Genomic DNA, 10,474 nt, shown 5'->3' with positions numbered 1-10,474 from the left:
GGGCGGCGCTGAGGTCGTCCAGGGCGATGGTCTTGTCCCCCAGGGCGAGGCCGGCAACCACGAATCCTGCCTCCTGCAGATCGCCGAGCTGCGCAGGCCACTCGGTTAATCTCACCCATGGCACCTGGAAAACGGCGCCCATGCTGACCCTGATTGCACGCCGGTAAAGCGGGTCGGCGCAGCGCGGACTGATCAGGACGGCGTCCACACCGAGTGCCGCAGCGGAGCGAAAGATAGCGCCGAGGTTGGTGTGGTCGACGATGTCCTCAAGGACAGCGATCCGGTGCGCGCCCTCCAGTACCCCATCGAGGTCGAGCGGACGGGGCCGGTCCATGGCGGCCAGCGCACCACGGTGCAGATGAAACCCGGTGATCTGTTCGAGGATCTGTTCGGTGCCGATGAAAGCGGGGACCGCGGGGAAACGCTCCAGCAGGTCCTGCAGATCGGGCAGCCATTTGTCGGTGAGAAAGAAGGACCGTGGGGTGTGGCCGGCGTCGACGGCTCGCCGGAGCACCTTGGTGCTTTCGGCAATGTAGAGGCCTTCGGCGGGTTCCCGTCGTCGGCGGAGCTGTGTATCGGTCAGGGAGGTGTAGTCCGACACCAGCGGGTCGGCGGGGTCGGTCAGGCGGTGGATGCTCATCCGGTGACCAGCCGGGCGACCATGATGTAGAGGGCGATCAGGCCGAGAGTCACGATGATCGACCGCAGCACTGCCGGACGTAGCCTGCGTCCGATCACCGCACCAAAGAAGCCGCCAATGAGTGAGCTGACGGCGATGACCAGAACCACCCACCAGTTGATGCGGTCGAACGCGAAGAGCATGTACGAAATGCCTGCCACCACGTTGACGGCGAGCACCAGCAGGTTCTTCACTGCGGTGGCGTTCTGGATGGTGCCGCGCAGGAAAATGCCGAGGATACCCACCAGCAGGATGCCCTGAGCTGCGACGAAATACCCGCCGTAGACGCCCGCCAGGTACACGAGGATGGTCAGCCCCACGGGGTGGGCCCGGGTGGACTCCTTGCGTTCAGCCCGGAGCAGCACCCTGCGTTGCAGCGCGGGCTGGAAGATCACAAACCCTAGGGCAATGACGATCAGGATTGGCGCCGCGAATTCGAAGACCTGTTCCGGCAGATTCAGGAGGAGAGCTGCACCGGTGATACCCCCGAGAACCGAGGCGGGAAGCAGGCGAAGGATGGTAGAGCGCAAACCGGCAAGTTCACGACGGTACCCCCAGGTTCCCGATACACCGCCCGCGATCAGGCCCATCGCGTTGCTGATGGTCGCCGTGACCGGGGCGAATCCCAGGGCGAGCAGGACCGGGAAGGTGACAAGCGTGCCGGAGCCCACCACCGAATTGATGGCACCGGCCCAGAGACCGGCAACAAAAATGAGGGCACCCTGCAGCAGTTCCATCAGCAGGCGTACCGGTCGCTAGGCGCGGGAACGGGCGACAGCCGTGTAGCGGCCGTCCTGGTGGCGGACGTCGAGGGGCACATCGAAAGCTGCGCTGAGGTGCTCTTCGGTGAATACGGTCTCGATCGGGCCGGAAGCCACTACCGCGCCGTCGCGCATCAGCATGGCGTGGGTGAATCCCGGTGGCACCTCTTCGAGGTGATGGGTCACTAACACCATGACCGGTGATTCCTCGTCCTGGGCCAGGGCAGTGAGCCGGGTGATCAGGTCTTCACGACCTGCGAGGTCCAGCCCGGCGCCGGGCTCGTCGAGGAGCAGCAGCTCCGGGTCGGTCATCAGGGCCCGGGCGATCTGGACGCGCTTGCGTTCGCCCTCGCTGAGGGAGGCAAACGGCCGGTTCATGAAGGTGGACATGCCCCACGCATCGAGCAGGGCAAAGGCGCGGCGGGCGTCCTGCCTTTCGTACTGCTCCCGCCACCGTCCGGTGATCCCGTAGGAAGCGGTGACCACCACGTTGAGCACGGTTTCGTGCTCGGGTATCTGGGCGGCGAGGGCCGCCGAGGCGAGCCCGATGCGGGGACGCAACTCGAAGACATCCACCGCACCCAGAACTTCGTCCAGGATACCCGCGACACCCTGGGTGGGGTGGATGCGGGCGCCGGCGATCTGGAGCAGGGTGGTTTTGCCTGCACCGTTCGGGCCCATGATCACCCAGCGTTCGCCGTCCTTGACCTGCCAGTCCACACTGTCCAACAGCGTCTTGCCGCCCCGGACAAGGCTTACCCCAGCTAACTCAAGAACATCACTCATAGCACTAGACATTAGGCCAACTAGCGCAGCAAACGCGAAACGGCGCCCGCCCGGCGCCCGGTGGGCAGGATGAGCGGCCGGCGTCGTCCGGGGAACTGATTTCGGGGCCCGCCCGGCGCCCGGCGATAATGGCTTGGTGGCGCTGACCGCGCTGCGGTTGAAGACCAATGGTGAAAGTGGAGGATTATGCCCAGGGAATTCGGTGTCGTCAGTTACGGTGTGCAGCTTCCGGATGAGTTTCTGATCGCTGTCCAGGGTGCCGTCCAGAACACCGGTGCCCAGATCATCGAACTCGAGAACTCGGGGAGCTCACGCTTCCAGGCGTCCACCGTTTTCGTCTCGTTCGACGGCGACGCCGCCGACCTGCGGACCGCTGTGCAGCCCCACCTGACGGGTGACCTGAGCTGCGCCGTCGTCCCTCCCCCACTGGTTGACGAGGGACGAAAGCTCCTCATCATGGACGTGGATTCCACCTTGATCCGGCAGGAAGTCATTGAGTTGCTGGCTGCCCACGCTGGCCGGGAGGCTGAGGTCGCCGCCGTCACCGACGCGGCGATGCGCGGCGAAATAGATTTCACCCAGAGCCTCCGATCGAGGGTGGCGGTGCTCAAGGGCCTTCCGGTCAGTGTCCTCGCCGAGGTGGGATCGGTCATTGAGTTCAGCGACGGCGCTGAGGAGCTGGTCCGCCACTATCTGGCGGCAGGGCACGCGGTTGCCGCAGTCTCGGGCGGTTTCACTCAGCTACTCGACCCGCTGGCCGCCCAACTGAGCCTGACCTTCGCGGAGGCCAACGTACTGGGCGTCAGTGACGACGGACATCTCACCGGTGAGGTCGTGGGCCCGGTAGTGGACCGCGCAGCCAAGGAACGGGCCCTGCGGCGGTGGGCTGCGGAGGCCAGCGTGCCGATGGAGCGGACCATCGCCGTCGGGGACGGTGCCAATGACCTCGACATGCTTGGCGCGGCTGGGCTTGGGGTGGCTTTCAACGCCAAGCCCGCAGTCCGTGCGGCTGCGGACGCCTCGATCGATCTGCCCTACCTGGACGTGGTCAGGCACTTCAGCCGGTACTGACCTGGACCGGGCTGACTCTTGATGGACTTCACCGCCCCAGGACCCAATCCTGGGGCGGTGAAGGAACCGGCTACTTGGTGAAGTACTCGTAGCCGCCGACGTACTCCGTGTGTCCGCTGGGGACATCGGCAGTGGCCATCTTCGCGATCTCAGCGGCAAACTCGGCGACCGAGTAGAGCCGCCCGGCCTGCTCGCGGCGCGCTTCAATCGCCCCGGGGGTGGCCCGGTCCAGCAGGGTTGCCGTGACGGTTCCCTCGATCATGTCGCCGGAAACCACAACCAGGGTGATGCCCTTGGCTTCCAGCTCAGGCAGCAGCTCGCGGAGGGCATCCTCACCGGCCCGCTTACTGCGAGCGACGGCCTCGTAGGCTGCCATCGTGGGAACCGTGTTGATGAAGTGCGCCTGGTGGCTGGTGATGAACACCACACGGGAGCCCGACGGCATCACGTCCATCGCTGCGCGGAGCATGTTGACCTGCGCGTCGCGGTTCAGTTTCAGGGCATAGTCTTCCTCGACTCCCGATTCCATCCCGCCCGACGCATTGAGGACCAGCAAACCCAGACCCCCGAAGTTGTCGACCGCTGCCTGGATCAGCGCCGCTGACCCCTCAGCGGTGGTCAGGTCGGCGCCAACAGCTACCGCCTTCCCGCCAGCGGCCTCGATCCCCGCCACCACCTTCGCGGCGCGCGGTGCCTTCTGGCGGTAATTGACGACGACGGCGGCGCCCTGGTCTGCGAGCAGTTTCGCGACATCAGCCCCGATTCCGCGTGATGATCCGGTGACGATTGCGGTTGTGCCATCCAACGCGGCCATAGGTACTCCTCTTAGTCGGTGAAACATTAGTCAGTGAAAACGGGTGATAAACGCTGTGCTGTTAGTGGCCCATGCCCAGTCCACCGTCGACGGGGATGACCGCTCCGGAGATGTAGGCGGCGTCGTCGCTGGCAATCCACCGCACCACGTTGGCCACCTCGGTCGGCTCAGCGAACCGTCGGGCCGGGATGGTGGCGAGGTAGTTTTTGCGGGTGTCCTCGGGCAGCTCGGCGGTCATATCGGTGTTAATGAAACCCGGAGCCACCACGTTCGCGGTGATACCCCGCGAACCCAGTTCGCGGGTGAGCGACCTGGCGATGCCGATCAGGCCCGCCTTCGACGCCGAATAGTTGATCTGCCCGGGCGCACCGTACAGCCCCGTCACCGAAGAGATCAGCACCACGCGGCCTTTCCGGAGGCGGATCATCCCCTTCGAAGCCCTCTTGATGACGCGGAACGCGCCGGTGAGGTTGGTGTCGATGACGTCGGTGAAGTCCGACTCACTCATCCGCAGCAGCAGCGTGTCACGGGTCATCCCGGCGTTGGCGACCAGCACCTCGACGGGGCCGTGGGCTTCCTCGACGGCGGTGAACGCGGCGTCGACCTGCGCTTCGCTGGTGACGTCGGCTTTCACGCCGAGAAGTCCCTCAGGAACTTCCCCGCTGCGGTAGGTAATGGCCACCCGGTCACCGTTCTCAACAAAGGCTCGCGCAATGGCAAGCCCAATGCCGCGGTTGCCTCCGGTTACCAAAACACTGCGTCCCTGCTCGGCGTCTGCCACGGATTCCTCCAGAATCATTGCTCCAACTATCCCTGCCGATCCTAGCTGGGACCTGCTGAACTGCAAGAATGTGGCGAAGGGCAGCCGCCGGGGGAACCTTTGGTGGCTGCCAGGCTTTTAACATCTTGGGGCACTGAGTGAGACAATATAAAGGTCCCTTGGAGTGTGATGAGCAAGCAAATCCGGCATGGCGCTGACGTCCACAGTATTACCGATGCGCGAAGCGCCCACAGCGATGAAATACGCGGGCGAATGATCAAATATTCCATCTCGATGGGTATCCGTCTCGTCTGCATCGTCCTCGTGTTTTTCGTTGAGGGCTGGCTGCAGTGGGTGGTGATCGTTGGTGCGGTGGTGCTGCCGTACTTCGCGGTGATCTTCGCTAACGGTGGGTCCGACACCAGCGACCTGCCCCACAGCCAGTCGCTGATCGATAATGTGCCCCTCCCCGCTCTTGAGACCGCGGCCCCGGTGTCCCCTGAGCCAACCGACGACGTGCTGCAGGGCGAAATTATTGACGACGACGTCGAGCCGGCCACCACCAACGACAAGCTGTACAGGGGACGTCCCACCGTATGAATCTTCTTGACCAGCTGCAGCAGCTCAGCGCTGCCCCAGGAACCACGCAGGAGCCGGGCGGCCGGCCCGCCGAGACCGTGTGCTCACGCAAGGCGTGCCGGCTGCCCGCAACCTGGCAGCTGCTATGGAACAACCCAAAAATCCACACGCCAGAACGCCGGAAAATTTGGGTCGCGTGTGGGGAGCACCGCGACTGGCTGGAGAACTACCTGCAGACCCGTGATCTGTGGAAGGAAACCCTGCCCTTGGCGGGCTCAGCCGAGGACACAGCATAGATGTACCGTTTTCTCGTTTCGCCCCGCTGGCTGGGGTGGTTTGCCCTCGTGGTCCTGCTCGCCGTCGCGTGCAGCTCCCTCGGTATGTGGCAGCTCGACCGTCGTGACCAGCTGGCCGACACGATCCAACGGATCGAAGCCAACTATGACCAGCCGGCCGTCCCGTATGCAGCGGACACCGCCGATTTCAGATCGTTTGACCCTGCCGAGGAATGGCTGCCCATTGAGCTGACCGGAACCTATGACACGGCCAACCAGCTGGTGGTGCGCAACCGTCCCTTCAGCGGACGCCCCGGCTACGAAGTGCTGGTGCCGCTCAAACTGGCGGACGGGTCAGCGGTGATTATCAACCGCGGTTGGCTACCGATCGGCAATGATGCGGCGGGCCGTCCCGATGCTTTCCCTCAGCCGCCCGACGGCGAGGTCACCGTAACGGCGAGGATCAAGCCGGGTGAGCCGCAGCTGGATCGCGGGGCCCCGGAGGGCCAGATCGCGTCCATCAACCTGGCACGGTACGACGAGGTCCTCGACTACGAGCTTCAGACGGGTGCCTACGGGCTGATGTCAGCCGAAAGCCCGGCACCGGCGACTTCGCCGCGGATCTTCCCCCGTCCGTCCCTGGACGCCGGACCGCACCTGTCCTACTCCATGCAGTGGTTCGCCTTCGGCGGCCTGTTGTTCGTCGGCTTCGGCTACGCCGCCCGGCAGCAGCAGCGGACGGACGAAGAAGAGGCCGCAGAAGCCAACGGCACCATCTCGTCGGCCCTGCCATCGCGACGCCAGCGCCGCCCCACCGCCGAGGAAGAAGAAGACGCCTACCTCGACGCGCGCGGCTATTAGGCCATCGTCACCAGGTCGAGATAGTCATCGCTCCAAAGGTCCTCGACGCCGTCGGGTAGCAGCACCACCCGTTCGGGGTTGAGCGCCTCAACCGCTCCCTCATCGTGGCTGACCAGGACGACGGCGCCACTGTAGTTACGCAGCGCCCCCAGAATCTCGGCACGGCTGGCGGGGTCCAGGTTGTTGGTCGGTTCGTCAAGCAGCAACACGTTGGCTGACGACGCGACAATGGTGGCCAGAGCCAGTCGAGTCTTCTCACCACCGGAGAGCACCCCGGCAGGCTTGTCGACGTCGTCGCCCGTGAAGAGGAAGGACCCGAGGACACCGCGGACTTCGGCGTCCTTCATGTCCGGTGCCGAGGAGCGCATGTTCTCGAGGACGGTCCGCTCAGTGTCGAGGGTTTCGTGTTCCTGGGCGTAGTAGCCCACCTTCAGGCCGTGCCCGGGGATGACTTCGCCGGTGTCCGGTTTGTCGACGCCGGCGAGCATCCGCAGCAGGGTGGTCTTGCCAGCACCGTTCAATCCGAGGATCACTACCTTCGATCCGCGGTCGATGGCGAGGTCGACGTCGGTGAAGATCTCCAGCGAACCGTAGGACTTGCTGAGCCCCTCGGCGGTCATGGGAGTCTTGCCGCACGGGGACGGTTCGGGGAACCGTAGCGCAGCAACGCGGTCCTGCGCGCGCACCGCTTCCAGCCCGCCCAGTAGGCGTTCCGCACGCTTCGCCATGTTCTGCGCAGCAACTGCCTTGGTGGCCTTGGCCCGCATTTTGTTGGCCTGGTCCATGAGGACCTGGGCCTTCTTCTCCGTGTTGGCGCGCTCACGCTTCCTCGCGCGTTCATCAGTCTCGCGCTGCTGCAGGTAACGCTTCCAGCCGATGTTGTAGATGTCGATCGTGGCGCGGTTGGCATCCAGGTGGAACACCTTGTTCACCGTCGCTTCAAGCAGGTCCACATCGTGGCTGATCACAATCAGGCCACCCTGGTGGTTCTTGAGGAACTCGCGCAGCCAGGTGATGGAGTCGGCGTCAAGGTGGTTGGTTGGCTCATCGAGGAGCATGGTCTCCGCGCCCGAGTACAGGATGCGCGCAAGTTCAACACGCCGGCGCTGACCACCGGAGAGGGTGCTCAGCGGCTGGTTCAGGATCCGGTCCGGCAGGGCGAGGTTCGAGGAAATCGCGGCTGCCTCCGCTTCGGCGGCGTACCCGCCGTGCGCAAGGAATTCCGCTTCGATCCGGTCGTAGCGGGCCATCGCCTTGTCGCGCACCGAATTGTTGTCGCTCGCCATGTCTTCCTGGGCGGCCCGCAGCTTGGTGACGACGACGTCGAGGTTCCGCGCCGAAAGGATCCGGTCCCGGGCCAGCTGCTCCATATTGGGTGTCCGCGGGTCCTGGGGCAGGTACCCGATTTCGCCCTTTCGGGTGACGGACCCGNNNNCGGCAGACCCTCCCCCGCTAGGACCCGGGTCAGAGTGGTCTTGCCGGCACCATTTCGACCCACCAGACCAATCTTGTCCCCGCGGTCAACACGGAATGACACCGCATCCATAAGCAGGCGCGCTCCCGCGCGAAGCTCTAAGTTCGAGACGGTAATCAATTACGTGGCCTTTCGATGGAACGGTTCCGCATCATCGGAGTTTGCTGGATGCCTAATTTGTAGGAAACCTACAAGCGAAATAAGAACTGGTGGCACTAATCTCAGTAAGTGACGGCACACTGTTGTCGATAACTAACAGGAAGAGTCACCATGCATCTGGAGAATCAGGCTCCCGCGGCCGCCGCTGTGGGTACTCCCACTCACGCCAGGCGCCGCTGGAGTGCCACAGATCTTTCGCTGATCGCGGTCTTCGCGGCCTTCGTGGCCGCTCTAGCAATCCTACCTGCTATCCCCGCCGGCCCGCTCGGGGTACCCCTGACCCTACAGACTCTCGCCGTGATGGTGACCGGAATTGTCCTTGGACCCGGCCGAGGCTTCGCTGCAGTGGCACTGTATGTGGCGGTAGGCCTGGCTGGTCTGCCGATCTTCGCTGGCTTTTCGGGGGGCGTGGGTGTCCTCGCTGGCCCGTCGGCCGGCTACCTTCTGGCGTTCCCTCTTGCCGCACTCGTCGCCGGGTTCCTGGCCCGTCTCGTCCTGGCCCGGGTGCGCCGGTTCAGGTATGCCGCCCTGTTCGCAGCCTGCATGGTGACCAGCCTGCTGGTGGTCCACACCCTCGGGATTGCTGGCCTGATGATTAACGGCAAGCTGGACTTCGTGACCGCAATCCTCGCCGACCTGATCTACCTGCCCGGCGACGTGGTGAAGAACCTCGTTGCAGCAGCGATCGGGTTGAGTGTGCACCGGGCGTTCCCCCGGTTGATTGGCTCAGGCCGGAATGCTTCTGTGACGGCCACGTGAGCCACCGGAACAGCTAGCCGATGATCGTTTTCGAGGGTGCTGCGGTCAGCGTCGATGGCCCGGATGGTGCGCGACTGATTCTGGCGCCGCTGACGCTGGAACTGTCCGAGCGTCGGATCGCGGTCATCGGCGCGAATGGGTCCGGGAAGTCGACTCTGCTGAAACTCATCAACGGGCTGATCCCTCCAACCGCCGGGAGTGTCCTGGTGGCAGGACTCGACACGGTCAAGGCTGGCCGGGCGGTCCGGCAGCGGGTGGGATTCGTGTTTACCGATCCCCTGTCCCAACTGGTGATGCCCACCGGGCTCGAGGATGTTGAGCTGTCGCTGCGGGCTCGGCTGCGCAACCCTACCGAACGGCGAACCGCGGCCCTGGCCGTCCTGGAGCGGTTCGGGCTGGGGCCGCTGGCAGAGCAAAGCATCTACGACCTCTCCGGCGGGGAGCGGCAGCTGATGGCGCTGGCCACGGTCCTCGCCGTCGACCCGACCATCCTGGTCGCAGACGAACCCACCACCCTGCTTGACCTCCGCAACGAGCGCCGGGTCCGCAGCGTGTTTCGCGGACTGGACCAGCAGGTGGTCTTCACCACCCATGATCTCGACTTCGCCCGGGACAGCGACCGGGTGCTGGTCATCGACGCGGGACAGCTGGTGTTCGACGGCGACCCCGGCGCAGCGATCGACCACTACCGGAGGATGCATCTCGAGGCGGACCCGCTGCCGGAACACCGCCCATGAGGGGCCACGGCAGCCTGTTCGGCACCTACGTCGCCGGTGATTCTTTGTTCCACCGGACTCCCCTGTGGGTGAAAGGCCTGGCTGTACTGCTGCTGTCCACGAGCGTGCTGGTGGTGAACCTACTGGCGCTGACCGCCGTCGCATTTGGGCTGGTGGCAGTTGGCTACCTGTTCGGTGCACGTCTGCCCCCGATCCACCTGTGGCGACCGCTGGTGCCGGTCTGGCCCATGCTCGTGATCCTCGGCGGCTACCAGATCATCGCTAACGGCCCGGAACCGGCCCTGCAGGTGGTGGGAAACATCACCACGTGCCTCCTCGCGGCCCGCCTGCTGACCCTGACCACCGAGGGCCAACGCCTCCTGGATGGGCTAGTCGCCCTCGCCGTCCCGTTTCGGCGGCTGGGCGCCGACCCCGAGCGGTTCGGCCTGACGCTTGCCCTGATGACCCGGAGCCTCCCGTATCTTGTGGGCTCGGTAGCGGACGTCCGGGACGCGGCCAAGGCCCGCGGTCTGGAACGGAACCCGCGGGCCCTGGTGATCCCGGTGGTGATCGGCGCCGTCGCCTACGCCCACCAGACCGGCGAGGCGCTGGCGGCCCGGGGTCTCGGAGAACCGGTCGCTGCAGACCCCAGCGGACCGGCCCAAACCGGCTAGCGCAGCAAGAACCGGCAGCCGCCCCAAAAAACGGCTAGTGCAGCAGAAAACGGCAGGCGCCCCAAAAAACGGCTAGTGCAGCAGAAAACGGCAGGCGCCCCAAAAA

At 64.9% G+C, this 10,474-nt stretch carries 11 protein-coding genes and 2 pseudogenes (1 of these 13 cut by a window edge); 7 read left to right on the top strand and 6 right to left on the bottom strand.

The features are described 5' to 3' along the window. The 3 genes and pseudogenes from B384_RS0108410 to B384_RS0108400 form a co-directional block, all read right to left on the bottom strand. A pseudogene (locus B384_RS0108410) lies at nt 1-640 on the bottom strand (TrmH family RNA methyltransferase) (it extends 164 nt beyond the left edge of the window). Next, nucleotides 637-1,416, bottom strand: a complete 780-nt coding sequence (locus B384_RS0108405; RefSeq protein ID WP_019482672.1) for a sulfite exporter TauE/SafE family protein — start codon at nt 1,414-1,416, stop codon at nt 637-639. The pseudogene B384_RS0108410 and the gene B384_RS0108405 overlap by 4 nt, the downstream one beginning before the upstream one ends. 18 nt (nt 1,417-1,434) lie before the next feature. Beyond that, nucleotides 1,435-2,226, bottom strand: a complete 792-nt coding sequence (locus B384_RS0108400; RefSeq protein WP_026041057.1) for an ABC transporter ATP-binding protein — start codon at nt 2,224-2,226, stop codon at nt 1,435-1,437. Between the two features lie 186 nt (nt 2,227-2,412). Between B384_RS0108400 and serB the strand changes: the two genes are divergently transcribed. After that, nucleotides 2,413-3,297 carry a phosphoserine phosphatase SerB gene (serB, locus tag B384_RS0108395; protein ID WP_019482670.1) on the top strand — a complete coding sequence of 295 codons (885 nt, stop codon included), beginning with the start codon at nt 2,413-2,415 and terminating at the stop codon, nt 3,295-3,297. A 70-nt stretch (nt 3,298-3,367) separates the two neighbouring features. On the opposite strand, the gene B384_RS0108390 is transcribed toward serB, so the two are convergent. Beyond that, a complete protein-coding gene (locus tag B384_RS0108390; RefSeq protein WP_019482669.1) occupies nt 3,368-4,111 on the bottom strand; it encodes an SDR family oxidoreductase in 744 nt (247 codons plus the stop codon). 61 nt (nt 4,112-4,172) lie between these two features. Continuing rightward, nucleotides 4,173-4,910, bottom strand: coding sequence for a 3-oxoacyl-ACP reductase FabG (fabG, locus tag B384_RS0108385; RefSeq protein ID WP_019482668.1), 738 nt, complete (start codon nt 4,908-4,910; stop codon nt 4,173-4,175). A gap of 150 nt (nt 4,911-5,060) precedes the next feature. Between fabG and B384_RS18325 the strand changes: the two genes are divergently transcribed. Genes B384_RS18325 through B384_RS0108370 form a run of 3 tightly spaced genes read left to right on the top strand, consistent with a single transcriptional unit; the run spans nt 5,061 to nt 6,586 of the window. Then, nucleotides 5,061-5,471: a DUF3099 domain-containing protein gene (locus tag B384_RS18325; RefSeq protein ID WP_083850888.1), complete on the top strand. Its 411-nt coding sequence runs from the start codon at nt 5,061-5,063 to the stop codon at nt 5,469-5,471. Then, nucleotides 5,468-5,746 (top strand): hypothetical protein, encoded by a 279-nt coding sequence (locus B384_RS0108375; RefSeq protein ID WP_019482666.1) that lies wholly within the window; start codon nt 5,468-5,470, stop codon nt 5,744-5,746. The genes B384_RS18325 and B384_RS0108375 overlap by 4 nt, the downstream gene beginning before the upstream one ends. Further along, nucleotides 5,747-6,586, top strand: coding sequence for an SURF1 family cytochrome oxidase biogenesis protein (locus B384_RS0108370; RefSeq protein ID WP_019482665.1), 840 nt, complete (start codon nt 5,747-5,749; stop codon nt 6,584-6,586). Here B384_RS0108370 and B384_RS21290 read toward each other — a convergent pair. Then, nucleotides 6,583-8,180 (bottom strand): annotated as a pseudogene (locus B384_RS21290) (ABC-F family ATP-binding cassette domain-containing protein). The gene B384_RS0108370 and the pseudogene B384_RS21290 sit on opposite strands and share 4 nt — an antisense overlap. Before the next feature lie 150 nt (nt 8,181-8,330). Here B384_RS21290 and B384_RS0108360 point away from each other — a divergent pair. Genes B384_RS0108360 through B384_RS0108350 form a run of 3 tightly spaced genes read left to right on the top strand, consistent with a single transcriptional unit; the run spans nt 8,331 to nt 10,368 of the window. Then, the gene (locus B384_RS0108360) at nt 8,331-8,978 is read left to right on the top strand and encodes a biotin transporter BioY (protein ID WP_019482663.1); all 648 of its coding nucleotides are present in this window, start codon (nt 8,331-8,333) and stop codon (nt 8,976-8,978) included. Nucleotides 8,979-8,998: 20 nt separating this feature from the next. Further along, nucleotides 8,999-9,715: an energy-coupling factor ABC transporter ATP-binding protein gene (locus tag B384_RS0108355; protein ID WP_019482662.1), complete on the top strand. Its 717-nt coding sequence runs from the start codon at nt 8,999-9,001 to the stop codon at nt 9,713-9,715. After that, nucleotides 9,712-10,368, top strand: a complete 657-nt coding sequence (locus tag B384_RS0108350; RefSeq protein WP_019482661.1) for an energy-coupling factor transporter transmembrane component T family protein — start codon at nt 9,712-9,714, stop codon at nt 10,366-10,368. The genes B384_RS0108355 and B384_RS0108350 overlap by 4 nt, the downstream gene beginning before the upstream one ends. Nucleotides 10,369-10,474 lie beyond the last annotated feature (106 nt).

Origin of the sequence: Arthrobacter sp. TB 23 (assembly GCF_000294595.1) — a bacterium.
Classification (GTDB): Bacteria; Actinomycetota; Actinomycetes; order Actinomycetales; family Micrococcaceae; genus Arthrobacter_D.
This window is presented reverse-complemented; position numbering and strand designations above follow the sequence as displayed.

Coding starts and splice junctions, on each gene's coding strand:
- B384_RS18325 (WP_083850888.1), top strand. CDS start 5,061: ATGAGCAAGCAAATCCGGCATGGCGCTGACGTCCACAGTATTACCGAT.
- B384_RS0108350 (WP_019482661.1), top strand. CDS start 9,712: ATGAGGGGCCACGGCAGCCTGTTCGGCACCTACGTCGCCGGTGATTCT.
- B384_RS0108375 (WP_019482666.1), top strand. CDS start 5,468: ATGAATCTTCTTGACCAGCTGCAGCAGCTCAGCGCTGCCCCAGGAACC.
- B384_RS0108400 (WP_026041057.1), bottom strand. CDS start 2,226: ATGAGTGATGTTCTTGAGTTAGCTGGGGTAAGCCTTGTCCGGGGCGGC.
- B384_RS0108405 (WP_019482672.1), bottom strand. CDS start 1,416: ATGGAACTGCTGCAGGGTGCCCTCATTTTTGTTGCCGGTCTCTGGGCC.
- B384_RS0108355 (WP_019482662.1), top strand. CDS start 8,999: ATGATCGTTTTCGAGGGTGCTGCGGTCAGCGTCGATGGCCCGGATGGT.
- B384_RS0108390 (WP_019482669.1), bottom strand. CDS start 4,111: ATGGCCGCGTTGGATGGCACAACCGCAATCGTCACCGGATCATCACGC.
- fabG (WP_019482668.1), bottom strand. CDS start 4,910: ATGATTCTGGAGGAATCCGTGGCAGACGCCGAGCAGGGACGCAGTGTT.
- B384_RS0108360 (WP_019482663.1), top strand. CDS start 8,331: ATGCATCTGGAGAATCAGGCTCCCGCGGCCGCCGCTGTGGGTACTCCC.
- serB (WP_019482670.1), top strand. CDS start 2,413: ATGCCCAGGGAATTCGGTGTCGTCAGTTACGGTGTGCAGCTTCCGGAT.
- B384_RS0108370 (WP_019482665.1), top strand. CDS start 5,747: ATGTACCGTTTTCTCGTTTCGCCCCGCTGGCTGGGGTGGTTTGCCCTC.